Genomic DNA, 17,883 nt, shown 5'->3' on the forward strand with positions numbered 1-17,883 from the left:
TCAAGTCGTGGGCATCAGCCAACGGCTAGTTTCCGCACAGTCTGGACCGAGTTTTAGGAATGCCGCTTACCACCGGTGCCTCTGCACGTAGCCGATGAATGCTTTCAGCGGCGCAGGCACATGATCTCGCCCATGGTAATAAAGGAACGGCCCGCTGAAGCTCTGCCACCATGGCTCCAGCATCGGTTCCAGCGTTCCGTCATCGAGCGCCGGCCTCAACCAATCCTCGAATAGCTACACGACGCCGCATCCGTCGACCGCGGCCGAGACGGCAAGGTCGATCGCGTTCACGTCAACCATCAGGGGTCCCGTCGGCTCGATCCTTACAATTTCGCCGTCACGCTCGAACTCCCATCTGGCAACCGCTCTGCCGCCAAACCGGCTCGGTAAGCAGGCGTGATCAAGCAGATCATTAGGATGCCTGGGCCGTTCGTGTCGCGCCAGGTAGGCTGGCGAGGCGGCGGTCGCAAAGCGCTGTCTGGCAGGCCCGATCGGCACCGCGACCATGTTTTTGGTCAGCCGCTCGTCGTAGCGAATGCCGGCATCGCAGCCTGCCGCAAGGATGTCCACGAAAGCGTGTTCGGCGACAACTTCGACACGAATGCCGGGAAAGGCCTTTACGAAGCCGGGCAGAATCCGCGGCAACACGAGGCGCGCCGCGTTGACCGGCACATTAAGGCGGATCGTTCCGCTGGGTGTCTCGCGATAGTCGCTTGCACGGTCGAGAGCAGCCTCCACGCCCGCCATCGCCGCCTGCAATCGCTCCAGCACATGGCCGCCCGCCTCGGTCGTGACGACGCTACGGGTCGTTCGGTTAAGCAGGCGGACACCCAATTGGCTCTCGAGCCGCTTCACGGCACCGCTGAGGCTCGAAGCGCTGATGCCGGTCGCGTCTGCGGCGCCGCGAAATCCGCCGGCGGTTGCCACTGCGACGAAGGCGCGGGCAGCGGACAGGTCAGCAACCATTGTTCATAAATCCGTACAGCATGTAATTTGATTGCTATATTATCCGAGCTGAACGAGCTCCTATGTCTCCTTGAGAAGGAGATCAATCATGGCAGATACGAAGCGCATCGCGATCATCACCGGTGGTAGCAGAGGCATGGGCCGTGACACCGCCATGCGCCTGGCCGAGCGGGGCGTATCGTCCATCATCACCTACAACGCCCGGCACGACGAGGCAGACAAGGTCGTCACAGCCGTTCGGGAGGCTGGCGCCGCTGCGATGGCACTGCATCTCGACGTAGGCAAAGCGGCTACCTTCGACGGGTTCGTAAGTCGGGTTCGCGATGCGCTCGTCACACTTGGTACTGAGCGGTTCGACTATCTCGTCAACAACGCCGGCACCTCCTCGACGGCGACGGTGGCAGACGGCACGGAAGCGGAATTGGATGCGCAGTTCGCAGTCCACTTCAAGGGGCCGTTCCTGCTGACGCAGAAACTCCTGCCGCTGATGAACGACGGCGGGCGGATCGTGAACATCTCTTCCGGGCTCGCGCGGTTCTCCTATCCAGGGCGAGCGATCTACGGACCCATGAAGGCGGCTGTCGAGGCACTGACCCGCTACATGGCGCTGGAGCTGGGGCCGCGCCGCATTGCCGTGAACGTCGTCGCCCCGGGTGCCATCGCCACCGACTTCAGCGGCGGGATCGTGCGCGACAACCCGGAGGTTGCTAAAACGCTGGCCTCGCATACGGCGCTTGGCCGTGTCGGGGGTCCAGAGGATGTCGGCCCGGTTATCGCCGGCCTGCTCTCCGACGACTTCGGTTGGGTCAACGCCCAGCGGATCGAGGTCGCCGGCGGCATCCAGATTTGATTGTCTCCCGGCGCGTCGGGTCGGGCTTACTGCCAAGCCGGGCCAGCGATGGCGGGCGGAAGGGTTCGCCTTACCGAACAGGAAGGTGCAGCGGAACGCGCTCTCGAAAACGCGCTTTGCCAGCTGCCGGACCATGCTTTCCCGAAACCCGTTCCCGATCGCGTTTCCTGAAACGGCCTGTCGGACATGGGGAAACGGGAATGCAGCACGCGGTCTGAATGACCGGATTCGGGGCGACAACCATGCGCACGCGCCACCGGCCCGGAGCCTGTTGCCGCTCGACCGTCCGGTCCGACAGGGGACGCGCTCACGTCGCCATCTGCCGCAATGTACCGATCAGGTCCGCCTCGACCGCAGGCTTGTCCGTCCGGATGCGTGCGATGCGGGGGAAGCGCATCGCGACGCCGGATTTGTGCCGCTTCGACGCATGGATCGAATCGAACGCGATCTCCAGCACGAGCGTCTTCTCGACCTCGCGCACCGGGCCGAACCGCGCGGTCGTGTGGTTGCGGACGAACGAATCGAGCATCTTCAGCTCCTCGTCGGTGATGCCGGAATAGGCCTTGCCGACCGGCAGCAGCTCGCCGCCTTCCTCCGGCGGCGCGGTCCAGCAGCCGAAGCTGTAATCGCTGTACCAGCTCGACCGGCGGCCGTTGCCGCGCTGCGCGTACATCATGACGCAGTCCGCGGTCAGCGGGTCGCGTTTCCATTTGTACCACAGCCCGGCGCGCCGCCCGGCGACGTAGGGCGAATCGCGACGCTTGAGCATTACCCCCTCGATCGCGGCGTCGCGCGCGCCGCCGCGGATCGCCTCCAGCGCGGTGAAGTCCGATGCCTCGATCACCTGGCTGAGGTCGAACCGGTCGGGGTCGAGCGCGTCGGCGAACGTCTCCAGCCGCCCGCGCCGCTCGGTCCAGGGGAGCGCGCGGCAATCCTCCTGCCCGTCGAACAGGATGTCGTAGAGGCGAACGAAGGCGGGATAATCGGTAAGCATCTTCGCGGAGACGGTCTTGCGCCCCAGCCGCTGCTGCAGTGCGTTGAAGCTCGCGGCCGCCCCGCCCTGGAATTCGCCCTTCACCAGCAATTCGCCGTCGACGACCCCCGGGGTCGCAAACGCCGCGGCGACGTCGGGGAAGCTGCCCGTCACATCGTCGCCGGTCCGGCTGTAAAGCCGGGTGACGTCGGCGACATGGACGATCTGGACCCTGATGCCGTCCCATTTCCATTCGGCGGCATAGTCGGCGAGATCGACGCGGTTGTCCTCCAGCGGATGCGCGAGCATGAAGGGGCGGAACACGGGCACGTCGGCCGCGGCCGGCTGCACGCTACGCCCCTCCGCCCAGGCGAAGAGCGAGGTATAGGGCGGGATCAGCCCGTGCCAGACCTCCTCGACCGCATCGACCGCGATCCCGAACGCGGTCGCGAGCGCGGTCTTGGCGAGGCGCGCGGAGACGCCGATCCGCAAGCCGCCGGTCGCCATCTTCAGCAGCGCATACCGCTCCTCCGCGTCGCAGCGATCGAGCATCGCCGCGAGCGCGCCGGGCGCGTCGGATCGCGACAGCGTCATCAGCCGGTCGACGACCGCCGCGACCGACAGGGGTTCGGGATCGAGCGGCACCGGCGGCATCGGCCATAGCAGCGCGACCGTCTCCGCGGTGTCGCCGACATAGTCACGGCTCATGCGGAACAGCACCGGATCGGTCCGCGCTTCGATCAGTGCGCGGATCGCGGCCGGCTTGACGCCGGGCAGGTCGAGATCGCCGGTCAGCGCCGCCATCGCCCAGCCGCGATCCGGATCGGGCGTCGCGATCAGGTAATCGCCGATCAGCTTCAGCTTCGCGTTGCGCGACCGCGTGTAGACCAGCGAATCGATCAGCGCGGCAAAGGCATGCATTGCCGTATGGCTCCCCCCGACGAAGATATGGCCCGGCGGGAACGTACAAGCGGACGATCCGCTCCGCCAGAGCGCTAGAGCAGCCCCACCGCCGTCAGGCCGATCGCCGCGCCGGCCAGCAGGAACAGCGCACCCGCGCCCACGCGCACCCATCGCCAAGGCACGCGCGCCCAAGCCGCCTCGCCGAGGATCGCCGCCGGCACGACGACCGCAAGCGATCCCGTCGTGGCACCGATGGCGGCGAGCACGGGAAACGGGGTCCGTGCAGCAAGCGTCACGACGGTGAACTGCACGCCGTCGCCGAACGCGAGGATGAAGAGCCCGGCGAGCGTCGTCAGCACCGCCCCCAGCCGCCACCCCGCCAGCCGCCCGGGCATTTTCACCGGAAAGAATGCGCCGCCGCCTTGCAGCACCAGCGCCATCCCGAGAAACAATTGCTTCGCCTCCGGCGTGATCCGCGGCGCGATGAATGCCCCGCCCGCCGCCGCGATGCCGCTCGCCGCGAGGAGCGCGACCGCCGCGGCGGCGATGACGCGACCGGGGGCGCGGTAGCGATCGGCGAGGATCGCGACGAGCCACGCGGTCTTGTCGCCGAGTTGCCCGAGCGCCGCGGCAACGATTGCCGCCATCAGCGCGTCCATGCGCCCGTCAGCCGGCGAGCCGGACCGAGCAGGCGGCGGCGAAGATATTGCACGCCGTCAGATCCTGCCGGTCGCTGCGTACCGCGTCGCTCGGCATCGACAGCCAGCCATGCACCAGTGCGCCATGCTCACCGCGCGACAGCGCCGAATCGAGCAAATGCGTGACGGTGACCGCGGGGTGCAGGCCGTTGCGATGTGCGATGATCCGGATCGCATCGACATCGGGTGCCAGTTCGCACGCGCGCGCATAGGGCGCGCGGACATCGATCGCGGCGATCCGCGCGGCGAGTTCGGCCTTGATCGCGGCGATGTCGATGCCGGACCCCATCATCGACGCCATGTTCCGCGCTCCCCCTTCACCATCGCTCGCACGCTGCGCTTGCAGCGGTAAAGATCGCGTGAACCCATCGCTGCAGTTGACTTGGGGAGCGTCATGCGTCATGCGCCGCGGATGATCGGGCGGCGGCCGTCGTCGCGTGCCCTTAGCTTTTACCCGCAGGATTTTGGGCTCATGGCCAAGCCGACCACCGTCAAGATCAAGCTCGTCTCGACCGCCGATACCGGTTTCTTCTACGTTACCAAGAAGAACCCGCGGACGAAGACCGAGAAGCTGTCGTTCAGCAAATATGACCCCGTCGTGCGCAAGCATGTCGAGTTCAAGGAAGCCAAGATCAAGTGAGCGCACGGGTGGCGTAAGCTGCAATTAGGCCATCCCGGCAATCCAGGGTCGCAGGCGCAGACGTTTGCGGCCCTTTCGCGTTATTCCTCTCGGCCTTGGCAGGGATGAATTAGAGCAATGCCCCGACAGCGTCCATGAACCGCACCAGGCTGATCGGCTTCGATACATACGCATCCGCCCCCGCCGCGCGGATCCGGTCCTCGTCGTCGCGGCCGGCATAGGCGGTCACCGCCATGACCGGGATGGTCGCCAGCGCTTCGTCGGCCTTCATCTCCAGGATCAGGTCGTAGCCGGTCACATGCGGCATCTGGATATCCATGATGACGAGATCGGGCAGGAAGTCGCGCGCACGCGCCACCGCCTCGCGACCGTCGCGGACCGGCTCCACCGCGAACTCGTGCGCGCGCAGGAGATCGCAGAACAGCTTCAGGTTCAGTTCGTTGTCCTCGACAACGAGCACCCTTTTTGCCACGCGCAACGCATCCCTCGATCCCGACCGGAGGCCCGACGATAGGCAATGGACGCGCACGACACAAATGAAGAGCGATCGGGCGAAGAGGACGCACAGGCTCTCGGCCTGCGTGCGCTGGTCTGGACGTTGGTCGTCCCCGATCGTGCGATGCGGCTGCTGGCGGTGACGGGGCTGGAACCCCATGACCTGCGTGCGCGTGCCGGCGACCCCGCGGTCATCGCGGCCGCGCTCGGCTTCCTGGAGGCGCACGAGCCCGACCTCATCGAATGCGCCGCCGAACTTGGCGTGAAACCCGCCGCGCTGGTGGCGGCACGCGCGAGGCTGGAGGCATGAGCCGGCCGTTGCTCATCACCGATTGCGACGAGGTGCTGCTTCACATGGTCCGCCATTTCGGCAACTGGCTGGGCGAGGCGAAGGACATCGATTTCGCGGTGGCGAACGGCGATTTCGCGAACGCGATGACCAGGCGCGACGGCGGGCTGCGGCCGACCCAGGCGGAGATGTGGGCGATGCTCGGCGAGTTCTTCCCGGCCGAGATGAGCCGCCAGACGCTGGTGCCGCATGCGCGCGAGGCGCTCGGCCGCCTCGCCGAGATCGCCGACATCGTCGTTCTCACCAATCTGCAGGACGAATGCCGGCAGCCGCGGATCGAACAGCTCTCCGCGTTCGGGATCGACCACCGGGTCGACTGCAACCAGGGCGGCAAGGGTGGTCCGGTGGCGAGGCTGGTCGCCGAACATGGCGATCCGGTGACCGTGTTCGTCGACGATCTGGCGGTGCATCACGCATCGGTCGCGAAGGCCGCGCCGGGGGTGCACCGGCTTCACATGATCGCCGAACCGGCGCTTGCCGCTACGATGCCCCCCGCCCCCGCGGCGCATGCGCGGATCGACGACTGGGCGGATGCCGAGCACTGGATCGCGGCACGCTTCGCCGCGGGCGTGCCCGCCGACGCTTGACCGCGGGAACGCGAACTGTTGAGGACAGCCGTATGACCAACCGCATCGACCGCAAGCTCGCCGAACTGGGCCTCTCGCTTCCCGAGGCGGCAGCGCCCGTCGCCTCCTATGTCCCCGTGGTCGAGGCGGGCGGGTTGCTCCATCTGTCGGGGCAACTGCCGTTCGTCGACGGTACGCTCGTCACCGGCCGGCTTGGCGACGGCGTATCGCTGGAGGATGGACAGGCGGCGGCGCGCGCGTGCGGGCTGATGATCGTCGCGCAGCTGAAGAAATATCTCGGCGACCTGGCACGCGTCGAACGGATCGTGAAGCTTGGCGTGTTCGTGAACGCCGCCGCCGACTTCACCGATCAGCCAAGGGTCGCGAACGGCGCGTCGGACCTGATGGTCGCGTTGTTCGGCGATGCCGGCAAACATGCGCGCTCCGCGGTCGGCGTGCCGACCTTGCCGCTGGGTGCCGCGGTGGAAATCGATGCGATCGTGCAGGTTTCCGCTTCGGCTCTGGGTTGAGCCTGCGCCCGTCCGGGCCCATCTAGGCGGCGCATGACCGACGCCGTAACCGCCCGCCTCGCCGACGGCGTATCGCAGCTTTCGGCGGCGGACTGGGATGCGTGCGTCGGTTCCGGCAACCCGTTCGTCGGCCACGCCTTCCTCACCGCGCTGGAGGAATCGGGTAGCGTCGGCGGTCGGTCGGGCTGGCAGCCGCTGCCGATCGTCATCGACGATGCGGACGGCACGCCGGCCGCAATCGCCCCGGCCTATGCCAAGAGCCACAGCCAGGGCGAATATGTCTTCGATCACGCCTGGGCGGATGCGTGGGAACGCGCAGGGGGGCGCTATTACCCGAAGCTGCAGATCGCCGCGCCCTTTTCCCCCGTCCCTGGCCCCCGCCTGCTGCTGCGCGACGGGCATCTCGCGCCCGCGCTGATCGGCGCGATCGAGGCGGTGACGGATCGCAGCGAATTGTCCTCCGCGCACGCGACCTTCGTCGCGCCGGATCAGGTGCCGTTGTTCGAGGCGGCGGGCTGGCTGATCCGGCAGGGCACGCAGTTCCATTGGCAGAACCAGCGCTATGCCGGGTTCGACGATTTCCTGGCCGTGCTGTCCAGCCGCAAGCGCAAGGCGATCCGCAAGGAACGCGCCGCCGCTGTCGAGGGGCTGACGATCCGCCACGTCACCGGACCTGCGATCACTGCGGCGGACTGGGCGGCGTTCTGGACCTTCTACCAGGATACCGGCGCGCGCAAATGGGGACAGCCCTATCTCACCCGCCCCTTCTTCCTGCGGATCGGCGAGACGATGGCGGACCGGGTTCTGCTGATCCTGGCGGAGCGCGACGGCCGGCCGATCGCGGGCGCGCTGAACGTCATCGGCGACGATACGCTGTACGGCCGCTATTGGGGTGCGACCGAGGAAGTGCCGTTCCTCCATTTCGAACTATGCTATTACCAGGCGATCGACGCCGCCATCGCGCGCGGGCTGACGACCGTCGAGGCGGGCGCGCAGGGCGAGCACAAGCTGGCGCGCGGCTATGCGCCGGTGCCGACCTGGTCGGCGCATTATATCCCGGACAAGGGCTTCCGCCGGGCAATTTCGGATTTCCTGGTCCGCGAGCGCGAGGCGGTGGCGGCGGACCGGGATTATCTTGAGGGGCTGACCCCGTTCAAGCGCGGCGGCTGAACCCCGTGGTCGATGCGGTAGAGGATGCTTTCTCCATTGGCCCAGACCGGCACCATGCCCCGGGCCAGACGCGGATCGAACCGCGGCGGCTCGATCATCCAGACATAGTCGAATGCCGGGCGCGGAAAAAGGGTCAGCGCCTTGTCGACCGGCCGCCACCATTCGCCGTGACATTTGCGGTCGGTCACCACCTGCGACGGATCATGCGCGAAACGGCCGGCGGCGGCGTAGCGCGTCGTCAGCAATTGCGCGCCGGGCATCGACCATTGATCGTTGGTGAACGCCAGCCGCCGCTCCAGCGCGATCGCCGGGACATGCTCGAGCCGGGTATAGGCCCAGTCGTCGCGGCACCGCCGCCCGACGAACGACACGAGCCGGGCCCCCCGGGGCACATGATCGAGCGCGGCGAGCGTCCGGTCGTAACTGCGCGAATAGATCATATAGCTGATGGTGGTGCCGCCCAGCCGCACGAGGAAGAACGCCAGTCCGACCACCGCCAGTATCTTCGCGCCGCGGATCGACACGCCCGGCCGCGGCCGAAGCGCCACGATCGCGATACCGATCGCGAACGGGGCAAGCCGCATATCGGCATAAGCGGAACCGAACACGACGCGCGGCAGCAGGAAGAACACCGCGAACAGGCAGAGCGCCGACAGCGCCAGATTGCGTGAATATTCGATCGTCCGGTCGCGAAGCCCGCGCACGAGGATGAGGTACAGGATCATCGCCGAGGCGAAATCGAACGCCAGCCAGCGGTCGCGCAAAACCATCGCGAGCCAGCCGAATTTCAGACGCCAGTCGAACCAGTCCCCCGTGACCCCGGCGACATGATCGCCCGAGCGCCAGAAGATCATGAGTGCCAGCGGCAGTACGAGCGGGATGCACCCGAAGCCGGCGCGGCCCCATGCCGTGATCCAGTGCCGCACCCCGCGCCCGGGCATCCGGTCGTGCTGCCGGATCATCTCCGCCGAGAAGGCCAGGATGCCGAGCACACCCCAGCCGAACGTGTGGCACAGCCATAACAGACACGACAACGGCACGAACAGCCCGGCACGAAACCCCGTGCGCCCAAGTCGTCCGAGCCGAAGCCACAGCGCGAACAGGTTGAGCGCCAGCCCCGTCGCCAGTGCGAAATTCACGAAACCGAACTGGACCGGGTAGCAATATGCGATCGGCAGCGCGAACAACGCGGTCGCCGGGATGCGGCCATGCACCTCGCGCGCGATCCACAGGAACCCGGTCACGATCAACACGGGGATCGCGATCACGATCAGCTTGACCGCGAATTCGAGCCCGAAGACGCCGGCGAGCGGAATGACGAGCAGGTCGATCCCCAGATTGCCGATCAGCGACCAGTGGAAATCATACCAGGTCGCGATCCAGGGATATTGCGTGCCGTCCAGCTGCACGCGGTAACGGCCGATATGCCCAGGCAGATCGACCAGCGGCGGGATCGTCGGCCACAGCAGCGGGATCGTCGAGGCAAGCGCCGCCAGCGCGACGAATTGGCGCGTCTGCCACCATCTCGGGCTGGAAGGGGTCGGCGGCATCGCCTTTGCCTAGCGCGCGCGGGCCGGGCCGGGCAAGCGGCACGTCGCACGCGGTGCTCGGTTCGTCGCTAACGCACGCGCAGCAGACGCGCGCCATCGGGCAAGGCAGCGATGGTCGCGAAGCCGGGGACCGGCCCGTGGACGATCGCGGATGCCATCGCACCGGCGGGCATATCCGCGCAGGCGACGACATAGTCGACATGCCAATGGCGGGCGATCGCCATCGCCTGCACCGCGCCGCCGCCGTAGAAGGCGAACATCGCCAGATCGCCCGGACCGTTCCGGTGATAGGGTGCGGCGATCAGCCGGTGCCGCGTCGCGCCGATCGCATAGGCACCCGCGTCGATCGGTGCCATCACGGTACCGGGCGGAAGCGCGGCGAGCCGCGACAGCAACGCCGCGCTCGCGCAATCGCCACGTGGTGCGGCGGGCGGCGCGGCGGCGCGGCGGACCGGAAGGGCCTGCGCGGCGATCGGGTAGAGCATCCCCGCCGAAACCAGCCACGCCGCCGCCAGCCGCAATCCGCCCGCGCGGCGCGCCGCCGCGATCGTCGCCGCCAGCGAGGGCGCGGCCAGCATCGCGCCGGCATAGGCACCGCGCAATTGAACCGTCGTAATCGCGAACGCGGCGATCTGGACGACCAGCAGCGCGGCCCATCCCGGTCCCTTCGTCCGCACCTGCCACAGCGTCGCGGCGATCCCCGTCACCGACAGCCCGGCATAGCCGATCGCGACCCCCGGATCGGCGGCGAACAGCGACTGCGCCTCCGCGACATGCGCGAGCCAGATCCGTGCGAGCGCCGGATCGACCGCGCCATAAGGCGACAGGCATCGCGGCACGACGACGATCGCCGCAAGCACGGTCGCGCCGCCGACGAGACCGGCTGCGACCAATCGCGTCGGAATCGCGGCGCGTGGCAGGCCCGCCAGGACCAGCAGCCCGGCGCTGCCGATCATGCCCGCGCGCCAGGCATCGAGCGTGAAGCCGTCGCAGGCCGGATAGGCGAACGCGTCGCTGGCGAACACGCCGCGCGCCGCGCACAGCCCGGCACCGGCACCGATCGCCAGCCCGATCAGCCGGTCACGCATCCCGGGCGCGTCGGCGATCCACGCCGCCACCACGACCCCGCCGATCGCGAGGAACAGCGGCGCGGTCTCCAGCCCGACCGCCATGCTCGCCGCCGCCGACAGCCCGATCGCCGCGCCCCGCGCGCGCGTCGGGCTGCCGAGCAGCGCCAGCACCGCGCCCAGCAGGAACACGACCTGCAACCCATGGTGATCGATCCGCCCCGGCAGGAAGACCGTCGTTGCGGGATAGGCGATTGCCGCGACCAGTGTCGCAGTGGTCGCCGGTGCCGCCAGCGCGCGGGCGATGCGGGCGACGAGCAGCAACGCGACGGCGAACAGCAGGAGCGGCCAGACGATCACCGTCGCCAGTTCCGCCGCATGCCGGCCGAACAACGGGGTCAGTCCGGCGATCCCCGCCGCCGGCACCAGATCGGCAAGCCGCGACCAGTGCATCGCCAGGCCCGTGCCGAGCCGGTGCTGCGCGACATCGGGAAACGCCTGTCCGTCGATCCAGTCACGCACTTGCTGCAACCGCATGACGTCGTCGGTATCGGGCAGGTGCAACACGGACAGCGCCGGCCACCCCCGCAGCGTCCAGACCGCGCCCAACACGAGAGCCAGGAGCATGGCGACACCTGCGTCATGCCACCCGGTCGATCGTGCATCTTCACCCATCCTGCTGCATTAGCCAGGCCGCGGTTAAGGTTGGGTGTGGAGGATAATGAACCTCCACGCCACCCCGGCGAAGGCCGGGGCCCCGGTACGAGCTTCAGGCGACGGCGCAGTGCCCTGCGTTACATCGACCACGGCAACCGGGCCCGGCCTTCGCCGGGGAAGGGAGGTCGTCCTGCACGATCGCAACGATGCACTGTCACAAGCTAGCATTGTCACAAGACGCGTCACGCACCGGGGAGGATCCCGAGGTGCATTAGCTGGCGGCGGTCCCAGCCCACGCTGACCTTTTTGATCGAACCGTTGCGCATCGCCGTATTCGCCTTCCGCGAGGATAGGCCCATATGATGGCCGATCTCAGCCGACGAAGCCATACGCTGCGCAGCCGTGATCGCGCCGACCTTGTCGGTGCACTCGGCGCGGCCGACCTCGGCGAACTGCAGGTCGAGATCCGCCGTGAGCGCGACGAGGTATTTCGGTGCCACGTTGAGGAGTTCGCCGAGGTCATCCTGCGTGATGAGATTAGAAAATGGGAACGCCGATCCTGTTGCCGCGAATACGACGGTGTCGAACTGAGCCAAGTCGCATGGACGCACGAGAATTTTCCTGGCGTTGAACGGCCCTCCGTCACCCCAGACCCGCAACCTGCCGGTCAGGATCGCGGCGATGATCGCCGACCACGGCTTTTCGCGTCCGCCGATCCGGCGCGACGCCGCGCGCAGCGACACGGCGTCCTTCGGCGGGGTGCCGGTCCGCACCGACTTGTCCAGCCGTTCGAGCAGCAGGTCGAGCGAGCGGCGCTGGACGCAGACCCATTCCCGGATAGCCAGCACGGCGGGATGGCGCTCCCATCGCAGGAGGCGGGCGTCGATTAGCTGCTCGACGCCGTAGAGCGGTAGACCTAGGCTGCCGGGAAGCGAATGGATAGCGGGCGTCGATCGCAGCAACCTTCCGATCGCCTCGACCTGCACCGCGTCGAACTGCATTCGGCGACGAGTGATGCCGGGAAGGTGTGTCACGCGTACGGCGCGCGCGTCGACCGCCTTGAGCACCTGGTCGTGATCGACCCCCCAGCATCGCGCCGTCTCGTTGGGAAGGTAGTAGCGGTCTCCGCCCGCGAAGCTGCGTTCGAAGCTGCCCTTGAGATCGGGCAGAACTTCGAGAACGAGCGCGCTCTGCTCCTCGCCCTCGCTTTTCACTGTCGAGATGCGCCGCAGTAGTGTCCGCCAGAGGAGGAAGCCTTCGCGGTTGTCGCGCAGGGCATCGGCGCGGGCGTGCACGAATCGCTCGAAGGACGTCGGCCAGTCGGCAAGCATCGCCGCGCCCGTCGCCACGACCGAGGCCAGGGTCATTGGATCCAGAGCGTCGATCTCGTGTTGGGTGCACCGGGTGATCGGCTTGTCGCGGCAGATGAGGCCAACACGGCAGGCGAGGCGTATCAGGGTGGCGTAACCCACACTTCTCAACCGCTCGGGGAGCGATGCGCGTGCGGCCGCGCGTACTGCCTCGACTGGGGAGGCGAGCGCGGCGAACAAGCGGTAATGCGTAGCCATTCCGGCTGGGAGGGGCGCTTCCGTCGATGCCGGGACGGTCCTCTCGCACCATTCGCAGACGCCGACACCCCAGGTCCACAGCCATCCCAGGGTCTCGGAGCAAAGGCCGCAGATGTCGACCAGCCGTTCCAGCGACACCGGACAGTATGGCAGCAGGCCGTTAAGCCACGCGACGCGGTGGTGAGCGGACGATCGCAACGACACCGGGCCAATCCGCCGCCGGTAGAGTTCCAGGTGGCCCCGGATCAGCGTGAGGTCGCCGAACCTGGCGCGCTGGTGAGTGGCGCCGAAGTTGGTCGAGTGGATGCGTTCGCCGGCGTTGGCTGCCAGTCGATCGGGATCGGCGCGCACGACCAGCGCGATCCGGTCGAGGTCCGCGCGCGGCAGGAGCTGCGCGTGGCCCGGGTACACGCAGTCGACACCGGCGGCGTCGTAGATCAGTGCGACGCGGTGGAGGACGTGTTCGGTCGCCGCCCTGACCATCATACCCGGGATGCTCTCGTCGTCAGCGAAATCGACGGCGAACCTGACGCGCGGGATCGCTCCGGCGCTGGCGACGGCTGCGGTGTCGGAGGGCGGGCCGGACGCGGCGCGCCGCCGCCGGATCCCCGGATCCGCCTCAGCCATTGTGCGAGAAGGGATCGTGGTCGATCCATCCGGTGCCGATCGCGTAGCCGCGGACCGCGTTGCTGAGGTCGATGGCCTCGATGGTGGCGGCTCCCCGTTCTACCGCCAGCGGTAGCGCCTCCTCGATTAGTCGGACGACGCGCCCGACGTGTCCGCTGGAGACGGCGAGCAGCGCATCGAGGGTGGCATGGTTCGTGAGCCTTGGCGACAGCTTGACGGCTCCGGTCGCGACCAGCTTCGCGTTCAGATCCTTGCAGAACGCCTTGAACAGCCCCGCGTCCTCCTTCCCGGCCTCGGTCTCGTCGTTGGGCAGGAGCTGCTTGAGCACCAGCGGATTGCCGAGGCGCGCGCAGAGGTCCCCGTTCTTCTCGAAGAACGCGTGCGACTTCCCGTTGCCGATCAGCAGCAGCGGCACGACGCCACGGTCGAGGAACGTCTGGATCCGCTCCGTGACGTGGCTGGCGTCGGTGGCGACCCGGTCGAGGCGTTGAGCCTCGTCGGCGACGATGAGGTCGACGCCGAGCCGGACCGACCACTTGGCGATCCGCGTCTCGAGGGTCTTGTAGCTGCGCCTGTCCTCCTTCTCGGTCTCGGTCTCGGTCTCGCCCTTCCTGCGCTTGCGTTCGGTGGCCTCGGGATCCGGATCGATATCGTCCTCGCCGAGCTGCTTGAGAATCTCCTGCAGGAAGGCCTTCAGCGTCATGTGCTTCTCGATGGTTATGATGACGACCTGGTATTCGTTGGGTGCCAGGCCGGCCGCCGCCCGCTCGGCCGCCAGTTCGGCCTTGAGGCGCCAGACGAGCGCGCTCTTGCCCGCCTGCGTCTCCTGGCTCAGGCGGCGGCCGGGGATCGGCACGCCTCGCCTGCTCTGCGTCTGGCGGATGTAGCGGCGCAGCTGGTTGATCACGGCCGTCTGCGGTGCATGGTCGACCCAGATTGTCGCGAACGCCGTGTTGGCCGCGTCGACGCGGGCGTCGAGGAGTGGATCGCCGTAGTCGGGAGCCGCGTTGCCGGTCACGTGTCGCGGCTGCCTGCCGAGCGGATCCCTCATGCGCCGTCTCCTTCGTCATCGTCGCCCCAGATGCTGCCGGGTCTGCCTGCCGCACCATCCGCGTCGAGGCCGGAATCCTCGTTGCCCTCGGGCGCGTCCTCCTCACGCTGGTCACCGCCCGTCTTGCCGCGCGTCATCCCGGCGGTGCTTGAGAACCCGTAGTCACCGTCGCGCTTCGGCGCCTTGGGCTCTTCCTTAGGCTTGCGCGGGTTCTTCTGCGGCGGGGGCACCGGCGTATCCAGGCGCCCCTCGCCGCCCAGTTCCGTCACGAGGCCGATCTCGGGCAGCTGGGCGAACAGCGGGTCATTGGCACGCGCGCCGGATTTGCGGCGGATGTCCTCGCGCTCCATCAGCGCGGCCATGTTCTCGCGGGCGGTGAAGTCGGCCTTCGGCATCTCCGTGTCGAAGGCGACGATCATCGCGCCCTTCCGGGCGACCCATTCGCGGTCGCTGGTGGCGCCGCCCTTGCCGGCCCGCACCATCGCGCAGTACTGGTGGTGCTCCCAGCGGCTGAGGCCACCGGTGTAGCGCGGGTTGGTCGACCACATCTGGTGGTATTTGCCGGTCTCTTCGTCGAGCACCTCGATCATGTCGATGTCGCCGTCGTAGACGCGGATCGTGACGGGCACCTTTCCTGTGCCGTCGATACGCTTGCCGAAGGGCGTGTTGCGGTGGTTGTTGTCGAGCATCTCGCTGATGCCCTGCCGGTTCCACCGGTAGTGAACTTTGTCGTAGGTCAGCCCGTCGCTGGTCAGCACCTGACGCTCAGACGGCGTGCTGGCGAAGTGACGGCGGATGCGGCCTGGATCGGTCAGGCGGTTCCCGCCGGCGAGGTAGTGCTCGATCATCAGGTCGCGGGGCGACTTGTTCCCGAAGCGCTTGCGCGGCTTCTCGTTCCAGTAGCGCCGCGCGTCGTCGACCATCTGCGCATAGACCGCGCGAGTGACCTCTGCCTCCTTGATCGGATCATGGCGGGGATCTGCCATGCGGCTGGGTCCGCGGATTCGGCCCTTGACGCCGCGCAGCTTGCGCTTGAGGTATCTGTTGAAGATCTCGAGCGGCGACTTCGCATCGTGGAGGTAGGCGGGGGCAAGCTCGGTTGACGAGGTGACCGTCACCGACGCGGGCACGAGTGCCGGCGGGAGCTGCGCCTTGTCGTTGTCGTACATCAGGTCGGAGGGGAGGCCGACGAGCAGTCCCGCATACGGATCCGCCGCCACCTCCTCGGCGCTGACCATCGGCGCGACCATGATGTTGAGCGCCGCTTGGATGCCCATCTCGGCGCGGTAGGGTCCGGTGAACACCGTACCCCGGAACACGTACTGCGTGTGGGCGGCCATCGCAAAGACCCCCTTCATTTTGTTCGAGGCGATCGGCCAGTCGTCCGAATAGTTGCAGGCGTGCTCGAACTCGGTGCCGTCGATGTAGACGCGCTCGAAGGCGTGCTCGGTCGCCGGTGGCTCGCCGCTGCCGTCGAAGCGCTTTCTTGCGGCGTGCCTGCCCTCCCGCATCTCCTCGGCCGCACGGCCGTCGAGCGAGCGGATGCGCAGGCGCACCGCCTCCATCGTCGGCGGCTCGATTCCGATGTCCGCGACCCCGGCCGCCTCGACCTGATGCCACATGCGGGCGCACAGCCTCGCCGCATCCTCGACTGATGACAGGCGCGGCGTGGCGATGTAGGTCAGGGCGACCCGGTGGATCAGGCGGTCGAGGACCGGCGAGAGCTGGCCCTCGCCCTTCATGCGGCCCGACGTGTTGACGAAGGTCCAGATGTCTGCGTCGCCGGTCTCGAGCTTGCCGAGCCAGCGGATGAGAGCGCGGGGCTTGGGGCGCGTCCTCTTCAGGAGCTTCACCCGCTCCGTGTCGTCCGGGTGGTGCGGGATCGGCGCGGTCGCGATCCATTCCTCCAGTACGTCGGCCGACTTCGGCAGATCCGCCTTCTTCGCTGTCAATGCCCAATCGTGGCGGTATGCAGAATTGGGGTCCCTCGCCATGCAGGCAGCGCGGTCGAGGCCGAGGTAACGACCCGCACGGACGTCTTCGTCCGACGAGTTGCCAACGTCGGTGAGGCGCCCGGCCGCGAACTCGGTAAGAACCCAGGGCACGGTCGGCATGATCCACTCGTCGGAACCCGGCAACCGAATCCGGACCGGTCCTGCCTCGGGATCTGTGTCGGGTACGAGGTGCAGCACCCAGTCGCCGAGGTGCTCGACGTATCTGAGCCGCCCGAGTTCGACGTGCTCGAGGATCGTGCCGGCGACGGCGAAGAAGGGGACGCCGTTCACGGCTGCACCGAGAATCGGCGGAGGAACGCGCGCAGCACGTCGGGATCGGTGGGCGGGGCCGGGATCGTCACCGGGGTGTCGCCCATCGGCGGGACCGAGAGGTCAATGGCGACTTTGCGGGAGACCATCATCGCATGGAGCTTGGCGTGGGCCTCCCGCGTAGGACCGCCGACGGCGTTGAGCACCGCGCCGAGCGGCGCGGTGCCTCCCTCGCGCAGCACAGCCGCCGTGGCTCGCTCGGCGTCGGCGTCGACATACGCCGTGCGACGGTCGTCGAACGCGTCCTTGACGGTGCGCCAGTACGTCGGCTCGGCGATCCGGCGGCTCGTGCGGCGGATGAAGCGCGCGCCTGCCTTTTCGATCCGCGCCTCGAACAGCGCCAGCAGGTCGCGGGTGTCCGAACGGTCGAAGTAGGCCTGAGTCGCCTTGACCTCCTCCACCAGGATCTTGCCGTCCTCCGTCGCGTAGATCGCGTCGGTGGTGTAATGGACGGTGCGGCCGTCCGACGTTTCCCACACCATCTGGATCGGCTGGAACTGGTAATCGACGACGGTAGTCGTCATCTCCAGCACCCGCCAAAGCGCGGTCTCGTATGGGCCCTCGAAGTATTGCGCCCGGCGCGGCTTCTCGCCGTAGCCCGCCGCGGTGGTGAAGTAGTTGCGGTAGTTGAAGTTGATCCGCATCTGCCCGAGGTCGGCGCCGGAGACGATGCGCGGCGAGTGCCACCCCTCCAGCGCATGGCGGGGCAGCGGCGGCCTGCCGGCGTCGCGGCGGTCGCGGCGCGGCTCCCATGCGGGCGTCCGCGCCGGGCGACGCGGCAAGCACTCGCGCGGATGCGGGATGCGGATCGGCGCCGTCTGCATCAGTTGCTGGATGTCTACGTCCTCACCCATGGATGCATCGGCTTCGCTAGCGCGCCGCGCATCGTCTTGCAGGAG

General features: G+C 67.8%; 17 protein-coding genes. 6 read left to right on the plus strand and 11 right to left on the minus strand.

Going from position 1 to position 17,883, the window contains the following annotated elements:
* Positions 1–234: 234 nt before the first annotated feature.
* Entirely contained in the window at positions 235–966 is a 732-nt protein-coding gene (locus ACFE7D_RS00495; RefSeq protein WP_375393470.1) for a LysR family transcriptional regulator, read from the minus strand.
* A gap of 88 nt (positions 967–1,054) precedes the next feature.
* Between ACFE7D_RS00495 and ACFE7D_RS00500 the strand changes: the two genes are divergently transcribed.
* Positions 1,055–1,816: an SDR family NAD(P)-dependent oxidoreductase gene (locus tag ACFE7D_RS00500; RefSeq protein WP_375393471.1), complete on the plus strand. Its 762-nt coding sequence runs from the start codon at positions 1,055–1,057 to the stop codon at positions 1,814–1,816.
* A gap of 307 nt (positions 1,817–2,123) precedes the next feature.
* On the opposite strand, the gene ACFE7D_RS00505 is transcribed toward ACFE7D_RS00500, so the two are convergent.
* The 3 genes from ACFE7D_RS00505 to ACFE7D_RS00515 form a co-directional block, all read right to left on the minus strand.
* Positions 2,124–3,710 (minus strand): cisplatin damage response ATP-dependent DNA ligase, encoded by a 1,587-nt coding sequence (locus ACFE7D_RS00505; protein ID WP_375393472.1) that lies wholly within the window; start codon positions 3,708–3,710, stop codon positions 2,124–2,126.
* 74 nt (positions 3,711–3,784) lie between these two features.
* Positions 3,785–4,351, minus strand: coding sequence for a TMEM165/GDT1 family protein (locus ACFE7D_RS00510; protein ID WP_375393473.1), 567 nt, complete (start codon positions 4,349–4,351; stop codon positions 3,785–3,787).
* Positions 4,352–4,358: 7 nt separating this feature from the next.
* Positions 4,359–4,691 carry a hypothetical protein gene (locus ACFE7D_RS00515; RefSeq protein ID WP_375393474.1) on the minus strand — a complete coding sequence of 111 codons (333 nt, stop codon included), beginning with the start codon at positions 4,689–4,691 and terminating at the stop codon, positions 4,359–4,361.
* A 171-nt stretch (positions 4,692–4,862) separates the two neighbouring features.
* Here ACFE7D_RS00515 and rpmG point away from each other — a divergent pair, with 171 nt between their 5' ends.
* Complete coding sequence (rpmG, locus tag ACFE7D_RS00520) at positions 4,863–5,030, plus strand: 50S ribosomal protein L33 (RefSeq protein WP_017977469.1); 168 nt, start codon at positions 4,863–4,865, stop codon at positions 5,028–5,030.
* A 109-nt stretch (positions 5,031–5,139) separates the two neighbouring features.
* On the opposite strand, the gene ACFE7D_RS00525 is transcribed toward rpmG, so the two are convergent.
* Positions 5,140–5,502 (minus strand): response regulator, encoded by a 363-nt coding sequence (locus ACFE7D_RS00525; protein WP_375393475.1) that lies wholly within the window; start codon positions 5,500–5,502, stop codon positions 5,140–5,142.
* 45 nt (positions 5,503–5,547) lie between these two features.
* Here ACFE7D_RS00525 and ACFE7D_RS00530 point away from each other — a divergent pair, with 45 nt between their 5' ends.
* From ACFE7D_RS00530 to ACFE7D_RS00545, 4 genes are read left to right on the plus strand one after another with little or no spacing between them, the layout of a single operon-like run.
* On the plus strand, positions 5,548–5,835 hold the full coding sequence (locus tag ACFE7D_RS00530; protein ID WP_375393476.1) for a DUF3572 family protein: 288 nt from the start codon (positions 5,548–5,550) through the stop codon (positions 5,833–5,835).
* On the plus strand, positions 5,832–6,461 hold the full coding sequence (locus ACFE7D_RS00535; protein WP_375393477.1) for an HAD family hydrolase: 630 nt from the start codon (positions 5,832–5,834) through the stop codon (positions 6,459–6,461). The genes ACFE7D_RS00530 and ACFE7D_RS00535 overlap by 4 nt, the downstream gene beginning before the upstream one ends.
* A 32-nt stretch (positions 6,462–6,493) precedes the next feature.
* Entirely contained in the window at positions 6,494–6,970 is a 477-nt protein-coding gene (locus tag ACFE7D_RS00540; protein ID WP_375393478.1) for a RidA family protein, read from the plus strand.
* A gap of 33 nt (positions 6,971–7,003) precedes the next feature.
* Positions 7,004–8,140 carry a GNAT family N-acetyltransferase gene (locus ACFE7D_RS00545; protein ID WP_375393479.1) on the plus strand — a complete coding sequence of 379 codons (1,137 nt, stop codon included), beginning with the start codon at positions 7,004–7,006 and terminating at the stop codon, positions 8,138–8,140.
* Here ACFE7D_RS00545 and ACFE7D_RS00550 read toward each other — a convergent pair.
* The 6 genes from ACFE7D_RS00550 to ACFE7D_RS00575 all read right to left on the minus strand — a co-directional run bounded on the left by ACFE7D_RS00550 (position 8,101) and on the right by ACFE7D_RS00575 (position 17,838).
* Entirely contained in the window at positions 8,101–9,690 is a 1,590-nt protein-coding gene (locus ACFE7D_RS00550; protein WP_375393480.1) for a hypothetical protein, read from the minus strand. The two genes, ACFE7D_RS00545 and ACFE7D_RS00550, sit on opposite strands and share 40 nt — an antisense overlap.
* 68 nt (positions 9,691–9,758) lie before the next feature.
* Positions 9,759–11,384 (minus strand): hypothetical protein, encoded by a 1,626-nt coding sequence (locus ACFE7D_RS00555; RefSeq protein WP_375393481.1) that lies wholly within the window; start codon positions 11,382–11,384, stop codon positions 9,759–9,761.
* 272 nt (positions 11,385–11,656) lie between these two features.
* Positions 11,657–13,609, minus strand: a complete 1,953-nt coding sequence (locus ACFE7D_RS00560) for a hypothetical protein (protein ID WP_375393482.1) — start codon at positions 13,607–13,609, stop codon at positions 11,657–11,659.
* Entirely contained in the window at positions 13,602–14,660 is a 1,059-nt protein-coding gene (locus tag ACFE7D_RS00565; protein WP_375393483.1) for an AAA family ATPase, read from the minus strand. The genes ACFE7D_RS00560 and ACFE7D_RS00565 overlap by 8 nt, the downstream gene beginning before the upstream one ends.
* Positions 14,657–16,945 (minus strand): hypothetical protein, encoded by a 2,289-nt coding sequence (locus ACFE7D_RS00570; protein WP_375393484.1) that lies wholly within the window; start codon positions 16,943–16,945, stop codon positions 14,657–14,659. Before ACFE7D_RS00570 ends, ACFE7D_RS00565 begins: the two co-directional genes overlap by 4 nt.
* Positions 16,942–17,838 carry a hypothetical protein gene (locus ACFE7D_RS00575; protein WP_375393485.1) on the minus strand — a complete coding sequence of 299 codons (897 nt, stop codon included), beginning with the start codon at positions 17,836–17,838 and terminating at the stop codon, positions 16,942–16,944. The genes ACFE7D_RS00570 and ACFE7D_RS00575 overlap by 4 nt, the downstream gene beginning before the upstream one ends.
* Positions 17,839–17,883 lie beyond the last annotated feature (45 nt).

Origin of the sequence: uncultured Sphingomonas sp., from assembly GCF_964244235.1 — a bacterium.
Lineage (GTDB): Bacteria > Pseudomonadota > Alphaproteobacteria > Sphingomonadales > Sphingomonadaceae > Sphingomonas.